Below are 17,074 nucleotides of genomic sequence, written 5' to 3'. Positions count from 1 at the left end.
CCGGCCGCGCTCTGCGCGCTCGCCGAGGAGGGCGTGCTCGACCGGTCGCAGCTGGCCGAACGGTGTGTGACCCGCCAGCATCACGGAGGACGAGGAGAGGGCCCACCTCCGCGACTGGATGGGCATGGCGGCGGACGGCATCTCCGTGGTGGCCTCCCATGCCCAGGACGTGCTCGCTCGGCTGGACGCACGGGGCGAGCTGTCCACCGGGGATCTCGCCGAGGTGTCGGGCTCGGTCCTCTTCCGCCGGGAGAAGAAGCTGGTGCGGGCCTTGACCAGGTCGTGGTCGACGAGCGCCCCCAGCTCACGCCCCAGCAGCGCCGTGTCCAGTCGCCCCTGAGCGGCCAGCACGAGGAGCGCGTCCACCGCGGATATCCGGTCCTCGGGGTGCCGGGCGCCCAGCCCGTAGGCCAGGGCGAGGTGCACCGCGACACCGGCCTCGCCCCCCGTCTCCATCAGCGGCGGCAGGAACCAGGCCCCGCATCAGCCAGGCGGCCAGGGTCTCCCCGTCCTCGGGCAGTGTGGCGGCCCAGTGCGGGCACTGCTCGGTGCCCCAGTGACAGCACTGTCAACCGGTTGGCCGACGCCGCCCGGACGGCGGCCGCCACAGGTGCGTACCGGACCGTGCTGGGCGTGCTCGCCACGGCGCTGCCCACCCTGCTTGCGTACGGAAGGCGCCCCGGGGCCTCGGGGACCTGCTGGCCGTGGCGGCGGAGTGCGCCGAGCGCTGCGGTACGGAAGGCATCGAGCACGGCGGTGCGGAGGGGATCGAGCCGATCGCCGGGCTGGCCGCGACGGCCGGGCGCAAGGGGTCCTCGCAGACCGTCCGGCAGGCCGCCCGCCTGCACGCGGCCATCGTCAGGGACAGCGGTCAGGGGCCTCAGTGATCACGAACCAGGCTGATCACAGGACACAAGATGCGGCCGAAAAACGCCGATAGGGGATCAGATCCACACTTAACCCATCAGTCACAAGGTGTTCGTGATCAGGCAACACCAGTCATCCAGAGTAAGGACATGACTGATGTGACGTCTTCGAAGACCGCCCGCCGTCCGCACCACTGGCGGCGGGACCTGATCGAGCTGGCCGCGCTGTTCACCGCGGTCGCCGTGGCCGACGCGATCGCCAACCTGATCGGGCACCAGCCCGACGGGCCCTACCTGCTCATGGCGTCGGCCGTGGCCCTGGTGGCCACGGCGACGTTCCACACGTGGTGGGCGCGCCGGCACAGCAACGCTCCCCCGCCGAAGGAACCGGGCGCGTCCGATCCGGCGCCGGACGAGACCACCGGTTCGATCGACGGGTCCGGAGCCGAGGCCGGCGCGGGCGCCGGGGAGACGGTCCTGTGGCGGATGCGGACGACCGTGCGTGACGCCCCGGGCAGTCTGGCCGCGCTGTGCCTGGTGCTCGCCCGGCTCCGTATCGACATCCTGACGCTCCAGACCCACCCGCTGGCCGACGGGACGGTCGACGAGTTCCTGCTGCGGGCGCCCGCCTCGCTCCCGGCGCCGGAGCTGACCCGGCAGATCTCGGGCGCCGGCGGCACCTCCACCTGGATCGAGCGGGCAGACACCCACGATCTGGTCGACACGCCGACCCGGGTGCTCTCGCTGGCCACCCGCACGGCGCTCGACGCAGCGGAACTCCCCCTCGCCCTCCGCCAGTTGCTCGGCCGGTGCACCATCCACTCGCTGCCCGCCGTCTCCATCACCGGCCGCCCGACCGGGGAGAGCGCCCCGGTCGAAGGCGTGCTGGAGGAGACGGTGATGCGCCTGCGCGACCCGTCCGGCGGCGTCATCTCCGTCGAGCGGCCCTATCTGCCGTTCACCCCGACCGAGTTCGCCCGGGCCCGCGCCCTGGTGGAGCTGGACGCCCGGCTCGGCCCGCGGGTGCCCCGTAGCGAGGACATCCTCACGCTGCCCGAGGGCAACGAGATCACCGTGCGCCGCGCGGACCGCAGCGATCTCGCCGCCGCCCGCGCCATGCACGACCGGTGCTCCCCGCGCACCCTGGGCCTGCGCTACCACGGGCCCGTCGGGGACGCGGACCGCTACCTGGACCACCTGCTGAGCCCACGGTTCGGCCGCACGCTGGCCGTCCAGACCGCCTCCGGCAAGCTGGTGGCCCTGGGCCACCTCCTCTGGGACGGCGACGAGACCGAAGTGGCCCTCCTCGTCGAGGACGACTGGCAGCGCCGGGGCATCGGTTCGGAGCTGCTCGGCCGTCTGGTGCAGCTCGCCGAGGAGGCGGGCTGCGACAGCGTGTACGCCGTCACCCAGTCCCGCAACACCGGCATGGTCGCGGCGATGCGCGCCCTGGAGCTGCCCCTCGATTACCAGATCGAGGAAGGCACCCTGGTCATCACCGCGCGACTGACGAGTGCGACGGAGCGGACGGCTCAGCCGACGGACTCGCGACCCGCTCAGCGGTCCGAACCCGCGGAACGGGCCCGTCGCTGAGGGCCTGGCACAGGTCGGCCCAGAGATCCTCGACGTCCTCCAGCCCGACCGACATGCGCAGCAGCCGGTCACCGACGCCGGACGCCTGCCGGTCGCCCTCCTCCACGATGCGGTGGCTGATGGAGGCCGGGTGCTGGATCAGCGAGTCCACGCTGCCCAGGCTGACGGCGGGGGTGATGAGCCGTACGCCGGCGATCACGGCGTGCGGGTCCCCGTACACCTCGAAGGAGACCATCGCCCCGCCGATCGCCGGGTAGTGCACCCGGGCGATCCGGGGGTCGGCGGTCAGCCTGCGCGAGAGTTCGGCGGCGGTCGCCGAGGCGGCACGTACGCGTACCGGAAGGGTGGACAGTCCCCGCAGGAGCAAGTAGCCGGCCAGCGGGTGCAACACGCCCCCGGTGGCGAACCGCACCTGGCGCAGCCGGGCGGCGAACTCCTCGTCGCAGGCCACGACTCCGCCCATCACATCGCCGTGTCCGCCGAGGTACTTGGTGGCGCTGTGCAGGACGATCCGGGCGCCGTGTTCGACGGGGCGCTGGAGCACCGGGGTGGCGAAGGTGTTGTCGACCAGGAGCGGCACGGAGCCGCAGGAGTGGGCGACGGCCCGGATGTCGATCTCGGCCAGGGTGGGGTTGGCCGGGGTCTCGACCATCACCAGACCCGTGTCCGGGCGGATCGCGTCGGCGATGCCCGCCGGGTCGGTCCAGGTCACCTCGGTGCCCAGCAGCCCGGCACCCAGCAGGTGGTCGCTGCAGCCGTAGAGGGGCCGGACCGCGACGACATGGCGCAGTCCCATGCTCGCGCGGGCCAGCAGGACCGCCGTGAGAGCCGCCATCCCGCTGGCGAACGCGACAGCGCTGTCGGTCCCCTCCAGTCGGGCGAGCGCCGTCTCGAAGCGCGCGGTGGTCGGGTTGTCCAGCCGCGCGTAGACGGGCGGGCCGTCCGGCCGGGCGCCCGTGGTGGCGAAGGTGTCGATCCGCTCGGCCTCGCCGCGCGAGTCGTAGGAGGGGTAGGTGGTGGACAGGTCGAGCGGAGGGGCGTGCAGGCCGAGGGAGGCGAGGTCGTCGCGTCCGGCGTGCACGGCTTCGGTGGCCAGCGCCCTGGACGGGGTGGGGGCGAGGGGCGTCGTCGAGACTTCGTTGTCCATGACAACACCCTGAACAGTTACCGGCTCGTAGCGGTAAAAGACCGTGCTACGTTCGCCATATGACCGATTCTGTCGCTCTGGATCCGGTGGATCTGCAGATTCTGCGGCTGTTGCAGAACGACGCACGGACCACCTACCGGGAGCTCGCCGCCGAGGTGGGGGTGGCGCCCTCGACCTGCCTGGACCGGGTGACCCGGCTGCGCCGTTCCGGTGTCATCCTCGGCGATCAGCTCCGGCTGGATCCGGCGAAGCTCGGCCGGGGTCTCCAGGCGCTGCTCCTGGTCCAGGTCCGGCCGCACCGCCGCGAGCTCATCGGCCCGTTCGTCGACCGGGTCCGGGCCCTGCCGGAGTCCCGCGCGCTCTTCCATCTCACCGGCCCCGACGACTATCTGGTCCAGGTGGCGGTGGCCGATGCGGCGGATCTCCAGCGGCTGGTCCTGGACGAGTTCACCTCGCGCCGGGAGGTGGCCCGGGTGGACACCCGGCTGATCTTCCAGCAGTGGGACTGCGGCCCGCTGCTGCCGCCAGGCGAGCCGGTCCGCCCGTGATCGTCTTTCGGACGTGCGCCCTTCGGCGGTGGTGACGGGGAGGGGCCCGTCGTTGGAGGATGTCCGCATGTCAGACACTTCGAGCAGCGCGCTGCCCCGCCAGGTCGCCGACGCCTACGTCGACGCAGTCATCGAACTCGACCCCATCACGGGCACCTATCTGGGTGTCCCGGAAAGCTCGCGCCGCCTGCCCGACTTCTCACCGGCCGGTCAGGCCGCGGCCGCCGACCTCATCCGTGCCACGCTGCTGAAACTGGACGACGCGGAGCGGCTGCCGGGGGCCGCAAGCGACGAGGAACGCCGCTGCGGGCGACTCCTGCGGGAGCGGCTGACGGCGGAACTCGCCGTGCACGACGCGGAGGAGGGTCTGCGGACCGTCTCCAACCTGCACTCCCCCGCCCACAGTCTCATCGGGGTCTTCACGGTCACCCCCACCGAAACGGAGGAGGACTGGGCGGCGATCGCGGAACGGCTGCGCGCGGTCCCGACGGCGGTCGAGGGGTACCGGGCCTCACTCGGACTCGGTCTTGAGCGCAAGCTGTACGCCGGGCCCCGCGCGACCGCCACCTTCATCGGGCAGCTCACGGAGTGGAGCGGCGGCGGCGAGAACACCGCCTTCTTCGCGGACTTCATCACCCCCGCACCGGAGGCCCGGCGTCCGGAGCTGGCCGAGGCGGCGCGGCTCGCGACCGCCGCCTTCGCCTCCCTGCGGGACTGGATGCGTGACGTCTACGCCCCGGCGATCGAGGGGGCACCCGACACGGTGGGCCGGGAGCGCTATGCCCGCTGGACGCGCCAGTTCAACGGGACCGACCTCGATCTCGACGAAGCGTACGCGTACGGGTGGTCCGAGTACCACCGCCTGCTGGCCGAGATGAAGACCGAGGCCGCGAAGATCCTTCCGGGCGCCGGCCCCTGGGAGGCGCTCGCCCACCTCGATGTACACGGCAAGCACATCGAAGGGGTCGAGGAGGTCCGCGAGTGGCTCCAGGACCTGATGGACGAGGCCATCGAGGCGCTGGACGGCACGCACTTCGAACTGGCCGAACGGGTGCGGAGGGTGGAGTCCCGCATCGCCCCGCCCGGCGGCGCCGCGGCCCCGTACTACACGGGTCCCTCCGAGGACTTCTCGCGCCCCGGGCGCACCTGGCTCCCCACCATGGGCGAGACTCGCTTCCCGGTGTACGACCTGGTCTCGACCTGGTACCACGAGGGCGTTCCCGGCCACCACCTCCAGATCGCGCAGTGGAAGCATGTCGCCGACAGCCTCTCCCGCTATCAGACGTCGCTCGGCCAGGTCAGCGCCAACGCCGAGGGGTGGGCGCTGTACGCGGAGCGGCTGATGGACGAGCTGGGCTTCCTGCCCGACGCGGAGCGGCGCCTGGGCTATCTGGACGCGCAGATGATGCGGGCCTGCCGGGTGATCGTGGACATCGGCATGCACCTGGAGCTGGAGATTCCGGCTGACTCGCCGTTCCACCCGGGCGAGCACTGGACACCGGACCTGGCACAGGAGTTCTTCGGCAGCCACAGCGGGCGGCCGGCCGACTTCGTGGAGAGTGAGCTGACCCGCTACCTGTCGATGCCGGGCCAGGCCATCGGCTACAAGCTGGGCGAGCGGGCGTGGCTGCTCGGCCGGGAGAACGCCCGCGCGGCGCACGGCGACGCGTTCGACCTCAAGGCCTGGCACATGGCCGCCCTCTCCCAGGGGTCGCTCGGCCTGGACGATCTGGTGGACGAGCTGTCCAGGCTCTGACCCACCCCGCCCGTCGGCCGGGACCCGTTCGTTGAGCGGGTCCCGGCCGACGGGCGGAGCGCGACGAAGTGGGCAGGCAGCAGCCCCGACCGGATTCCTGTTCCGCGCCGACCCGTTGCGGCCGGACCGGCCCTCCCCGCACGTCGCCGTGCCCGGTGCGTGAGGCGGCGCGGCGGCTCGGGCCGCGCTGGGTCACAACCGACCTGCGTTGCGTTGAGCACGGGATGTGACGGGTGGTGGAGGTCGGTGACGGCCAGGTCGGCGGGCTGCCCGCGGGTGCCGGGGCCGGGGCGTCGTCCGGCGCCGCGGCCACTGCGGGGCGGCACTCCTGAAGGTGTCGGCGCGGCCCTCAGCAGCCGCAGTCCGCGTCGTCGACCGGCGCGGTGAGCGGGTCGGCGGCGCGCTGCCCGCCGCCCTCCCAGGTCTCGAAGGCGAACCCCTCGCGCGCCCAGTACTCGAAGCCGCCGAGCATCTCCTTCACCTGGTAGCCGAGTTGGGCGAGCGCCAGGGCGGCACGGGTGGCGCCGTTGCATCCCGGCCCCCAGCAGTACGTGACCACCGGGACGGCCGGGTCCAGCAGCGCGGCCGCCTGCCCGGGGATCAGCGCCGTCGGCAGGTGGACCGCACCGGGAATGTGCCCCTGGTCCCAGGAGACGGTGGAACGGGAGTCCACGACGACGAACCCGGGATCGCCCTCGGCGGCGAGTGCGGAGGCGACGTCGGAGACATCGGCGTGGAAGGCGAGCGAGGCGCCGAAGTAGGCGGCCGCCGCGGCCGGGGAGGCGGGCGGGACGCGCAGGACGGAGTTGACGGCGGTGGCCGTGGTCGGGGAGGTCATGACCATGAAACTATGCTCGCCGTCCGGGACCAGGAAGGAGAATTCCCCGGCCCTTCTCTTGATCTGCCGGTGATTTCCCTGTTGCCTTGGGGGCGTGACCGACTATTCCCCGGACGCCACCGACCGGCGCATTCTCGATGTCCTCCAGCGCGACGGCCGAGCCACCTTCGCCGAGCTCGCCCGTGCCGTCGCCATGTCCCCGAGCGCCGTGACGGAACGGGTGCGGCGCCTGGAGGAGACCGGGGTGATCAGTGGTTACGCGGCGGTGGTCGACGCCGAGCGGCTCGGGCTGCCGATCCTCGCCCTCGTACGGCTGCGCTACCCGAACGGGAACTACAAGCCGTTCCACGACCTCCTGGAGACGACCCCGGAGATCGTGGAGGCCCACCATGTCACCGGTGACGACTGCTTCGTCCTCAAGGTGACGGCCCGCTCGATGCGGCATCTGGAGGAGGTGACCGGCCGGATCGGCGCCCTCGGTTCGGTCACCACCAGCGTCGTCTACTCCTCGCCGCTCCCCCGGCGCGCGATCGGTCGCTGAACCGCCGGAACGGCCCCCTCAGAGGCGGTGGTGCACCGTCGATCCGTGCCGGTCCTTGACCACTTCGAGCCGGGCGGGGATGCGGCGGCGCAGATCGGCCACGTGGCTGACGATCCCGACGCTGCGGTCCCGCTCCCGCAAGGAGTCCAGCACGTCGAGCACCTCGTCCAGGGTCTGGTCGTCCAGACTGCCGAAGCCCTCGTCGATGAAGAGGGTGTCCAGGCGTACGCCCCCGGCCTCCTCGGTGACGACATCGGCGAGACCGAGCGCCAGTGCCAGGGAGGCGAAGAACGTCTCCCCGCCGGAGAGCGTCGACGTGTCCCGTTCGCTGCCGGTCCAGGCGTCCACGACGTGAAGTCCGAGCCCGGCCCGGCGGCCGCCCGTGCGGGCGTCGGAGTGGACGAGCGTGTAGCGGCCGGAGGACATCCGCTGAAGCCGGGCGGTGGCCGCGGCCGCAACCTGTTCGAGGCGGGCGGCGAGGACGTACGCCTCCAGGCGCATCTTGCGTTCGTTGTCGGCGGAGGTCCCCGCGGTGAGACCGGCGAGCCGGGCGACCCGCTCGTACTCCAGGCGCACCGGTCCCAGTCGCCGTACCTCCTCGGCCGCCTGTGCCGAGAGCCGGTCGAGTTCGGCGCACCGGTCGCGGGCGGCCGCGCGTGCCGAGGCGGCTTCGCGCAGCAGCCATTCCGCTGTCGCGTGGGCGCTCTCGGCCGCCGCCGGCTGAGCCGCCGGGCGTTGGGCGGCTTCCCGCGCGTCCTGTTCGGTGCGGCGGTCGGCGACCGCCGCCGCCTCCGCCTGCCAGGCGTCGATGCGGTGCTGGAGGTCGCGCTGCGCGGCGGCGCCGAGGAGCGTCGCGGCGGCGGCCTGCGGGGTGTCGAACCCGGCCTTGAAGGCCGCGTCGGAGAGCCGGTCGTCGGCCTCCTTGCGCCGCTGGGCCGTGTCCTGTTCGGCGCGTACGGCCTCGGCGGCGTCGGCGAGGAGCGCGACCCGGCGGGTCAGCCGGTCCGCGTGCGCGGCGACGGACTCCGACTCGCCCCGGGCGGCGGTGATGTGGTCCTCCAGACCGGCCTGCTCGCGGTCGAGCGCCTCGCGCTGGGAGGTGCGGGCGGCGGCCCGGCTCCTGGCCTCCTGCCGCTGTTCCACCCGCTCGTCGTGCTCGCGTTCGGCGGCGGCGAGGGCTTCGCGGGCGGCATGCGTCCCGGCGGCGAGGCGGTGGGCCTCGGCGTGGTCACCGGTCAACCGGTCGACCAGAGAGCGGAGTTCGGCGACGGCGGGATCATCGCTCGCCGCCTCCTCCCGCGCCGCGGCCTGAGCCGTCAGGTGCCGTTCGCATACGAGCCCGAGTTCCTGCTCCGCGCGGGCGCGGGCCTCCTCGGCCGACCGGTGGGCATCGAGGGCCTTCTCCTCCGTCGCCCGGTCCACGTGACCGTCGCCGGGGCTGGCGGGGGCGGGGTGTCCGGTGGAGCCGCAGACCGTGCAGGGCTCGCCCTCGACGAGACCGGCGGCCAGCTCCGCCGCGATGCCGCGCAGCCGGCGCTCCCGCAGCCCGAGCCAGAATTCATGGGCGGCCAGGGCCTGTTCCCGTACGGCGGCGAGCGCCTCCCGGGCGTCCTGTACGTCGGTGGCCAGCGCGTCCCGCCGGCGTGCCGCGTCCAGCCGGAGGCGGGCCGGGGCGAGGTGTGCGGCGAGTTGCTCAGCGCGGGTGGCGGCCTCCTGGGCCGTCTCGACGCGCCGGCGAAGGTCCGCGCGGGTGGCGGCCCAGCCGTCCAGCCAGGCGTCCGCCTCCCGGACGATCTCGTCGTCGGCGCGGGCGTCCCGGTTCAGCCGGACACGCTCCTCGTCGATCCGCGCGCTGCGCGCCTCGGCCTTGCGGGCCGCTTCGAGTCCGCCGAGCTCCTGCCGGAACCGGCGCTCCATCTGGGCGAGTTGACCGGCCCCCGCGTCGGCCAGCTCTGCGGGCAGCAGCCCTCGGGTCCGGTCGAGGGCGTCGCTCGCCGCCCGGTGGTCACGCTCGGCCTCCTCGCGCAGCTCCAGCGCCGGCGCGACCCGGTCCGCCTTGCGGGCACGCTCCAACTGCTCCTGGCAGCAGTCGTGTTCGGGACGCCGCTCCTCCAGCGCCTCGGCTCGCCGCAGAGTCTCCGCGTACCGCTGCTGGAGGCGGGCCAGTTCGCGTTCGGCGTCCAGCGCGCGGCGGGCGTCCAGTTGACGATTCTCCGCCTCCGCGACCACCGCGTGCGCGATGTCGAGGTGTTCACGGGCGGCGCTGCGCGCGATCGCGGCCCACTCCAGAACGGCTTCGGCGAGGCCGGGTTCGCCCGGCCGGTCGGCGGGCGGTCCGGCCTCGGCCGCCGCGGGGCCGCCGGCCTGGGCGATGCGCTGGGCGAGGGCGAGGATCTGCTCGTCGCCGGATTTCACCCGGGCCTCGGCAGCCCGGCGCAGTTCGGCGAGCCGCTCCTCGACGGCGGCGAAGCGGCGGGTGTCGAAGAGCTTGCCGAGGAGCTTGCCGCGGGCCTCGGCGTCGGAGCGCAGGAAACGGGCGAAGTCGCCCTGGGGCAACAGCACGACCTGGCAGAACTGGTCCCGGCTCATGCCGATCAGCTGGGCCAGCTCCTCGCCGATCTCCTGGTGCGACTTGCTGAGGCCCTGCCAGTCGCCCTCGGGGTCGCGCTCGCGCAGTCGGCTCTGGGCCTTCTCCAGGGTGAAGCCGTCGCCACGCTTCTTGGGGCGCGGCTGGGCGGGGCTGCGGGTGACTTCGAGGCGGCGGCCGCCGACCGTCAGCTCCAGCTGGACCTCGGTGGGCAGGCCGGCGGGGGCGTGGTCGCTGCGGAGGGTGGCGCCGGGGCTCTGGCGGGCGCCGGGGACGGCTCCGTACAGGGCGTAGCAGACGGCGTCCAGGACCGACGTCTTCCCGGCACCCGTCGGGCCGTGGAGCAGGAAGAGGCCGGCCGAGGAGAGGGCGTCGAAGTCGACTTCCTGGGTGGCGCCGAACGGACCGAAGGCGGTGAGGGTGAGGCGGTGCAGTCTCAACGGGACACCTCGCGCACGCTCTCGTCGACCCGGACGTCGTCGAACGCGGCGCGCAGCACGGTGCGTTCGGGGTCGCTGGGACCGCTGCCGCCGCGCACGTGGGCCACGAAGTCCTCCGCGATCTGGTGGTCGTCGCGGCCCTGGAGGCGCTGGGCGTAGGAGGCGAGCGGGTCCTCAGGGGGCCGTTCGGGGTCGAAGACGAGGCTGAGGGTGTGCGGGAAGCGGGCGCCGAGGCGCGCCATGGGCTCGGCGGGGCGCACGGGGTCGGTGAGGGTGGCCTCGACCCAGGCGTGTTCGTGGCGGTCGAGGGCCGGGTCCTCCAGCAGGGTGCCGAGGCGGCCGCGGAGCCGGGCGAGGGGGCGCTCGACGGGGCAGTCGATCCTTTCCTCGGCGGCGATGTCCCCGTTGCCGTCGAGGTCGATCAGCCACATGGTCTTGCGGTGGTCGGTCTCGGAGAAGGAGTAGGCGAGCGGGGAGCCGGAGTAGCGGACGCGGCTCGTGACGCGCTGGGAGCCGTGGAGGTGGCCGAGGGCCACGTAGTCGGCGCCGTCGAAGACCCCGGCCGGTACGGCGGCAACCCCGCCGACGGTGATGTCGCGCTCGCTGTCGCTGGGTTCGCCGCCCGCCACGAAGGCGTGCGCGAGGACGACGGAGCGGGTTCCGGCGGGGCGGGTGGCCAGATCGGCGCGGACCCGGTCCATGGCGGCGGTCAGGACCGCCTCGTGCCCGGCCTTGGCGGCACGGAGGGTGTCCTTGACCAGGGCCGGTTCCAGGTAGGGGAGGCCGTAGAGGGCGACGTCGCCGTGGGCGTCGGTGAGGACGACGGGGGTGGCGCAGCTCTCGGGGTCGGTGCGCAGGTGGATACCGGCCCGGTCGAAGAGTCCGGAGCCGACGCCGAGCCGGCGGGCCGAGTCGTGGTTCCCCGAGATCATGACGGTGGGGACACCGATGGCGGCGAGCCGGTGCAGCGCTCGGTCGAAGAGCTCGACGGCGGTGAGCGGCGGGACGGCCCGGTCGTACACATCGCCGGAGACGAGGACCACGTCCGCCTCCCGCTGCTGGGCGGTGGCCACGAGGTGGTCCAGGAAGGCGGCCTGGGCGTCGAGGAGGGGTACGCGGTGGAAGGACCGGCCCAGGTGCCAGTCCGAGGTGTGCAGCATCCTCACGCGATCGCTCCGCCTGTTCCGAGCTGCATGTACGTCGTCCTCCGCCCCTGGGCCACCGCCGGAGCGGCTCGTGATCCCGCCGCCGGCACGGACCACGCTAACGCCGCCGGGCCGCCGAACCCGCATCGATCAAGGATTTGCCCGGCGTGGGCTTGCCCTCACGCCCGCTCCGCCGGTCCCCTGACACGCCCCCGGGGACTGTCGGCTCACACGTCCCCGTACGCCTCGCCGCCCAGCTCCAGCGTGGCCGAACCCGCGGTCGCGTCGGCCAGCCAGGCGGTGAACGCGGGAACATCGGCGTCCGGCAGCCCGATCCCGATGGTCACGGCCTCCGCGTACCGCACCTCGCGCACGTCCCGGCCGGTGGCCCTCAGGTCGTTCTCCAGCTTGCCCGCCCGCTGGTGGTCGACGCGGACCGTGGCCAGCCGGAAGCGCTGCCGGGTGATCGTGCCGAGTGCGTCGAGGGCCTCGCCGACCACTCCCCCGTACGCACGGATCAGCCCGCCTGCCCCCAGCTTGACCCCGCCGTAGTAGCGGGTGACGACCGCCGCGACGTACCGCACCTCGCGGCGCATCAGCATCTGGAGCATCGGGACGCCCGCGGTGCCGCCGGGCTCACCGTCGTCACTGGCCTTCTGTACGGAGGCGTCGGCGCCGATCACGTACGCGAAGCAGTTGTGGGTGGCGGTCGGGTGCTCCTTGCGGACGCGTGCGACGAAGTCCTGCGCCTCGTGTTCGGTGGCGGCGGGGGCGAGGGAGCAGAGGAAACGCGATCGGTTGATCTCGCTCTCGTGCACACCCGCGCGGGCGACGGTCCGGTACTGCTCCTGCATCCGTCCACCCTATGCGCCGCGACGGCAGCAGGTTCCGGCGGGAATGACGGGGCCGGGACCAGCGGTTGTCCCGGCATGGACAACGAGACAGAGACGATCCGGCGGATTCTTCAGGACTCGGGCGACACCTGGGCGGTGGTGGGCCTCTCCAACAACCGCTCCCGGGCCGCCTACGGGGTGGCGCAGGTCCTCCAGCGCTTCGGCAAGCGGGTGGTGCCGGTGCATCCGAAGGCCGAGACCGTGCACGGGGAGCAGGGGTACGCCTCGCTGGCGGAGATCCCGTTCCCGGTGGACGTGGTGGACGTGTTCCTCAACAGCGAGCTGGCGGGCGGGGTCGCGGAGGAGGCGGTGGCGGTGGGGGCGAAGGCGGTGTGGTTCCAGCTCGACGTCGTGGACCCGGCCGCCTACGAGCGGACGCGCGCGGCGGGGCTGGACATGGTGATGAACCGGTGCCCGGCGATCGAGATTCCGAGCCTGGGCTAGCGGTGTGGGGAGGGCCCGGCGTGGGGAGGGATCCCCGCCGTGAGCGACCCTCTCGACAGCGACCGGCTGACCGCCGCGCTGTCCGCGCTGGGCGTGCGCCCCGGCGATGTGCTGCTGGTGCACGCCTCCCTGCGGGCGGTGGGGCCCGTCGCCGGCGGGCCCGAGGCCGTGCTGGCGGCCCTGCGCCGGGCGGTGGGACGGGACGGGACCGTCGTGGTCCCCTCGTTCACCCCGGAGAACTCGGACACCTCGCCGCACTACCGTGCCCGCGTGCGGGGCCTGGACGCCGAGGCGCGCGAGGCCGTCCGCGCGTCGATGGCACCGTTCGATCCGGCGACCACCCCCGCCCCCTCAGTAGGCGTTCTGGCGGAGACCGTACGGACGGCGGCGGGGGCCGAGCGCAGCGGCCATCCGCAGACCTCCTTCGCCGCGATCGGCCCCGCGGCCGGAAAGCTGCTCGCCGGGCACCGGCCAAACTGCCACCTCGGCGAGGACTCCCCGCTCGCCCGGCTGTACGAGGCCGACGCCAGGATCCTCCTGCTCGGCACCGGCTACGACACGTGCACCGCCTTCCACCTGGGCGAGTACCGCAGACCCGGCCCTCCCTTCCGCACCTACCGCTGCGTGGTGACCCCGCGGGGTGTGCGGCAGTGGTGGGAGTACGAGGATGTCGCCCTGGACGACAGCGACTTCGCCGCCATGGGCGCGGCGTTCGAGGAGACCGCCGGCCCCGGTGACGTACGGATGGCCCCGCTCGGGTCCGCGCCGTGCAGGCTGCTCAGGATCCGGGCGGCCGTCGACTTCGCCACCGGGTGGCTCACGGAGCACCGGCGGCCCGGCGACTGAGTAGCGGCGGCCGACGGGAGGTCCGAAGCGTGAACACATCTCAGCGGGTGGTGCGGAGGAACCGCGTCTCGAACGGTGGCACGCCCCGGCGGGAAGCCCCGCGGGAATTCTTCGGGAAGCCCTCAACGAGCGTCCGGCTCCTGCTCCTCCTCCAGATCGGCCAGCGCGAGCAGCTGCTCGGGCGTGACGCCCTTCGGGATCGGCACGGGGGCCGGCGTGCGCAGGGGCGGCTGCCAGCCCTTCTCCGGGTCCCAGCTCCGCACGACACGGGCCGGGGCCCCCGCGACCACCGCGTGGTCGGCAACCTCGCCCCGTACGACCGCGCCCGCGGCGACCACCACATTGCGGCCGAGCCGGGCGCCGGGCAGGATCACCGCGCCGGTGCCGATCCAGCAGCCGGGGCCGATCTCCACCGGCTCCATCCTGGGCCACTGCTTGCCCACGGGCTCGTGCGGGTCGTCGTAGCTGTGGTTCGTGGAGGTGATGTAGACGTAGGGACCGCAGTACGTGTCCGAGCCGATGCTCACCGTCGTGTCGGCGATGACGTGGCTGCCACGCCCCAGCACCACCCCGTCGCCCAGCGTCAGGATCGGCTCGGGCCCCAGGTCCAGGTCCGGCATCATCCCGGCCGTCAGGGTCACCTGCTCGCCGATGACGCAGTGCCCGCCGAGCTGGATCCACGGCTCCCCGAAGACGGTGCCCTGGGGGAAGGCCAGCCGGGTCCCCTCCCCGATCGCGCCGAAGCGCAGCCGGCCCGGGTGCTCGGCGGTGACGGCACCCGCCTTCTGCGCCCATGCCCAGCCGCGGTGGACCGCCCAGGAGGCGGCGCGGCGGCGTTGGCGGGCAAGGAAGGAGAACGTGTTTCGGTTCTTCGGCACGGGCTCACGGTAGTCGGCGGTGGGGCGGCGACCCGCGCGGTGACCTGTGATGTTCACCCCATCCCCCGGCGCGCGCGGGGAGCGGTCGCCTACCGTGTGAAGCGGCCCGATCCCGATCGAAGGCCCCACGAGCAGCACACCGGACCACCGAGGAGCAGGCCATGGCGGAACAGGCGTTGATCACGGGGATGGGCGGCAAGGAGCCGGACATCGACGCGGAAGCATTCGTGGCCCCGACCTCCGTGGTGATCGGGGAGGTGACGCTGGCCGCCGGTTCCAGCGTCTGGTACCAGGCGGTGCTGCGCGCCGACTGCGGCCCGATCACGCTCGGCCCCGACAGCAACATCCAGGACAACTGCAGCGTGCACACCGACCCGGGCTTCCCGCTGACCGTGGGCGCGCGCGTCTCGGTCGGCCACAACGCGGTCCTGCACGGCTGCGTCATCGAGGACGACGTCCTGGTGGGGATGGGCGCCACGGTGCTCAACGGCGCGCATATCGGCGCCGGGTCCCTGGTCGCGGCGCAGGCGCTCGTACCGCAGGGGATGCAGGTCCCGCCGGGGTCGCTGGTCGCGGGCGTGCCCGCCAAGGTGAAGCGGCCGCTGACGGCGGAGGAACTGGAGGGCATCCGGTTCAACGCCGCCGGTTACGTGGAGCTGGCCAAGGCCCACCGCGCGGCGCACGACGGCTGAGGCCCACCCGAAGGCGTGCACACCGAAGCCGCCGCGCCCTCCCCGACCGGAGGGGCGGCGGCCCCGGGAACATGCGCCCGTGGGCGTCAGTCGTTGGGGCGCAGGGTCCACACGACGGTCATCTCGCCGGTGACCGCTCCGTCCGCACGTCGGATCTCGATGGCGACCGGGAACTCGGGGCGCTCCCCCGCGTCCAGCTGGGCCACGACGTCGGTGATCGGGCGGCCGAGTGTCGCGGTCGCGGTGACCTCGCCCATGGCGAGCTTCTTGTAGCCGATCTCGGCCTTGACGGCGAGCGGTACGGCTCGGGACATCTGGTCGCCGAAGGCGGCGATGACGATGGCGCCGCTGGCGGACTCGGCGAGCGTGAACATCGCTCCGGCGTGCGGCCCACCGACGTGGTTGTGGTACTCCGCCTGGTCCGGCAGCCGGACGACGGCGCGCTCGGGGGTCGTCTCCAGGAATTCGAGGTTGAGGGTCCGGGCCATCGGAACCGTCGCGACGAGCATCTCGCCCACGGTCATCTGTTCAGCGCTCATGGACCGAAGGTTACTCATGAGTAGCCAGGTTTGACCATCCCCTGTGCCCGGTTCGGGCATCCCCCTGTTACGGCACCGGGACAGCACTGGGACAGGGGCGGCCGTAGCAGTGGCCACGCCACCCATCTATGGTTACTGGCCATGTGGCCAGGACAGCAGCCGCCCGGGGGCGAGCAGAACCCGCAGGACCCGAATCAGAACCCGTACCAGCAGCCGGGGTACCAGCAGCCGAATCCCTATCAGCAGCCGGGATATCCGCAGCAGGGCCAGCAGCCGGGGCAGTCCGGTGCGCCCGGACACCCACCGGGGCAGCCCGGTCAGCCGGCGCAGCCGGGCCAGCCGGGTTACGGGCAGCAGCCCGGGTACGGGCAGCCGGGCTACGGACAGCCCAATCCCTACCAGCAGCCGACCGTCCCGCAGTACGCGGTGCCGGGCCCGCCCGGCGGGCCCAAGCCGGACGACGGCAAGAAGAAGACGACCGTCGTCGCCATCGTCGCGGCGACCGCCGTCGTCGTGGCCGCCGTCGTCACCGGCGTCATCGTGCTGAACAACAAGGACGACGAAGGCGGCTCTACTGTCGCCGGCGGCAAGAAGTCCGCCTCGCCGAGCGCGAAGCCGAGCGCGTCGGAGGACGCCAGCTCCGCACCGGTGGAGAACCCGCGCGGCTCCGAGAGCGACCCCAAGCCCCTCATCCCGGGCTGGAAGGTCGTCACCAACCCGAAGTGGGGCACGCAGTTCGACGTGCCCGGTGACTGGGAGGTCTCCAGCTCGGGTGTGTTCGCCGGCTTCGAGGACGCCAAGGAGCCCACGGGCAAGCCCGTCGCCGGTTTCTCGGCACCCGCCTACTACAAGAGCAAGTGGTGCGTCGACGACTCCGACAAGGACGGCCGCGAGGAGGAGACCGAGCTGGCCGGCGTCGGGACGAAGGGCGCCCGCGGGGCGAAGAACTCCGACGAGGCAGCGCGTGCCGAGGCGGGCACCTGGGTGTGGGCGGCGTACGCCCAGACCGACTCGAAGGACAAGGTCGAGATCGCCCCGGCCAAGCCGTTCACCACGAAGTCGGGTCTCTCCGGCAGCGTCGTGACCGCCACGGCGACGGGTCTGGCCAAGAAGGAGAAGTGCGACACCGACGGAAAGTCGATCGCCTTCTCGTTCAAGAACGGGAACGACGAGTTCTCGACCTGGATCCTCTACGGCCCCAAGGGCGTCGAGGGCGAGCTGCCGGACACCACCATCCAGCAGATCCTGAGCACGGTCCGCCTCTCCGCCGACAAGCCGACCGGCTGACACGGCTGACACACGGCTGACGCCCGCCCTCCGG

15 protein-coding genes and 2 pseudogenes are annotated in these 17,074 nt (G+C 73.0%); 9 read left to right on the top strand and 8 right to left on the bottom strand.

Annotation, left to right across the window (positions count from 1 at the left end):
* Nucleotides 1–270: 270 nt before the first annotated feature.
* A pseudogene (locus AMK21_RS24295) lies at nt 271–568 on the bottom strand (hypothetical protein); the annotation flags it as partial.
* Between AMK21_RS24295 and AMK21_RS24290 the strand changes: the two are divergent.
* Both AMK21_RS24290 and AMK21_RS24285 read left to right on the top strand, forming a co-directional pair.
* A pseudogene (locus tag AMK21_RS24290) lies at nt 568–887 on the top strand (hypothetical protein); the annotation flags it as partial. The pseudogenes AMK21_RS24295 and AMK21_RS24290 sit on opposite strands and share 1 nt — an antisense overlap.
* Nucleotides 888–1,025: 138 nt before the next feature.
* Nucleotides 1,026–2,459 (top strand): GNAT family N-acetyltransferase, encoded by a 1,434-nt coding sequence (locus AMK21_RS24285; protein ID WP_073881294.1) that lies wholly within the window; start codon nt 1,026–1,028, stop codon nt 2,457–2,459.
* On the opposite strand, the gene AMK21_RS24280 is transcribed toward AMK21_RS24285, so the two are convergent.
* Nucleotides 2,362–3,606, bottom strand: coding sequence for a trans-sulfuration enzyme family protein (locus AMK21_RS24280; RefSeq protein WP_073881293.1), 1,245 nt, complete (start codon nt 3,604–3,606; stop codon nt 2,362–2,364). The genes AMK21_RS24285 and AMK21_RS24280 overlap by 98 nt on opposite strands.
* Before the next feature lie 59 nt (nt 3,607–3,665).
* Between AMK21_RS24280 and AMK21_RS24275 the strand changes: the two genes are divergently transcribed.
* The gene (locus AMK21_RS24275; protein ID WP_073881292.1) at nt 3,666–4,154 is read left to right on the top strand and encodes an Lrp/AsnC family transcriptional regulator; all 489 of its coding nucleotides are present in this window, start codon (nt 3,666–3,668) and stop codon (nt 4,152–4,154) included.
* A gap of 67 nt (nt 4,155–4,221) precedes the next feature.
* Nucleotides 4,222–5,910 (top strand): DUF885 domain-containing protein, encoded by a 1,689-nt coding sequence (locus AMK21_RS24270; RefSeq protein ID WP_073881291.1) that lies wholly within the window; start codon nt 4,222–4,224, stop codon nt 5,908–5,910.
* 349 nt (nt 5,911–6,259) lie between these two features.
* Here the strand turns inward: AMK21_RS24270 and AMK21_RS24265 are convergent, their stop codons facing one another.
* Nucleotides 6,260–6,754, bottom strand: coding sequence for a rhodanese-like domain-containing protein (locus AMK21_RS24265; RefSeq protein ID WP_073881290.1), 495 nt, complete (start codon nt 6,752–6,754; stop codon nt 6,260–6,262).
* 88 nt (nt 6,755–6,842) lie between these two features.
* On the opposite strand from AMK21_RS24265, the gene AMK21_RS24260 reads away from it, so the two are divergent.
* A complete protein-coding gene (locus AMK21_RS24260) occupies nt 6,843–7,289 on the top strand; it encodes an Lrp/AsnC family transcriptional regulator (protein WP_073881289.1) in 447 nt (148 codons plus the stop codon).
* An 18-nt stretch (nt 7,290–7,307) separates the two neighbouring features.
* Here AMK21_RS24260 and AMK21_RS24255 read toward each other — a convergent pair whose 3' ends face one another.
* From AMK21_RS24255 to AMK21_RS24245, 3 genes are all read right to left on the bottom strand, one after another.
* Complete coding sequence (locus tag AMK21_RS24255; RefSeq protein ID WP_073881288.1) at nt 7,308–10,316, bottom strand: AAA family ATPase; 3,009 nt, start codon at nt 10,314–10,316, stop codon at nt 7,308–7,310.
* The gene (locus AMK21_RS24250; protein WP_073881287.1) at nt 10,313–11,482 is read right to left on the bottom strand and encodes an exonuclease SbcCD subunit D; all 1,170 of its coding nucleotides are present in this window, start codon (nt 11,480–11,482) and stop codon (nt 10,313–10,315) included. The genes AMK21_RS24255 and AMK21_RS24250 overlap by 4 nt, the downstream gene beginning before the upstream one ends.
* A gap of 206 nt (nt 11,483–11,688) precedes the next feature.
* The gene (locus AMK21_RS24245; RefSeq protein ID WP_073881286.1) at nt 11,689–12,315 is read right to left on the bottom strand and encodes a YigZ family protein; all 627 of its coding nucleotides are present in this window, start codon (nt 12,313–12,315) and stop codon (nt 11,689–11,691) included.
* A gap of 75 nt (nt 12,316–12,390) precedes the next feature.
* Between AMK21_RS24245 and AMK21_RS24240 the strand changes: the two genes are divergently transcribed.
* Together AMK21_RS24240 and AMK21_RS24235 are read left to right on the top strand one after the other, a co-directional pair.
* Complete coding sequence (locus AMK21_RS24240; protein ID WP_073881285.1) at nt 12,391–12,798, top strand: CoA-binding protein; 408 nt, start codon at nt 12,391–12,393, stop codon at nt 12,796–12,798.
* A 39-nt stretch (nt 12,799–12,837) separates the two neighbouring features.
* Nucleotides 12,838–13,644, top strand: coding sequence for an aminoglycoside N(3)-acetyltransferase (locus AMK21_RS24235; RefSeq protein ID WP_073881284.1), 807 nt, complete (start codon nt 12,838–12,840; stop codon nt 13,642–13,644).
* Nucleotides 13,645–13,766: 122 nt separating this feature from the next.
* Here AMK21_RS24235 and AMK21_RS24230 read toward each other — a convergent pair whose 3' ends face one another.
* The gene (locus tag AMK21_RS24230; protein ID WP_073881486.1) at nt 13,767–14,522 is read right to left on the bottom strand and encodes an acyltransferase; all 756 of its coding nucleotides are present in this window, start codon (nt 14,520–14,522) and stop codon (nt 13,767–13,769) included.
* A 161-nt stretch (nt 14,523–14,683) separates the two neighbouring features.
* On the opposite strand from AMK21_RS24230, the gene AMK21_RS24225 reads away from it, so the two are divergent.
* Nucleotides 14,684–15,214 (top strand): gamma carbonic anhydrase family protein, encoded by a 531-nt coding sequence (locus tag AMK21_RS24225; RefSeq protein WP_073881283.1) that lies wholly within the window; start codon nt 14,684–14,686, stop codon nt 15,212–15,214.
* Nucleotides 15,215–15,300: 86 nt separating this feature from the next.
* On the opposite strand, the gene AMK21_RS24220 is transcribed toward AMK21_RS24225, so the two are convergent.
* Nucleotides 15,301–15,738, bottom strand: coding sequence for a DUF4442 domain-containing protein (locus AMK21_RS24220; protein ID WP_073881282.1), 438 nt, complete (start codon nt 15,736–15,738; stop codon nt 15,301–15,303).
* A 156-nt stretch (nt 15,739–15,894) separates the two neighbouring features.
* On the opposite strand from AMK21_RS24220, the gene AMK21_RS24215 reads away from it, so the two are divergent.
* Nucleotides 15,895–17,040, top strand: coding sequence for a hypothetical protein (locus AMK21_RS24215; RefSeq protein WP_073881281.1), 1,146 nt, complete (start codon nt 15,895–15,897; stop codon nt 17,038–17,040).
* Nucleotides 17,041–17,074: the final 34 nt, after the last annotated feature.

The sequence above is a fragment of the Streptomyces sp. CB00316 genome (assembly GCF_001905595.1).
In the GTDB taxonomy this organism is placed as follows: Bacteria; Actinomycetota; Actinomycetes; order Streptomycetales; family Streptomycetaceae; genus Streptomyces.
This window is presented reverse-complemented; position numbering and strand designations above follow the sequence as displayed.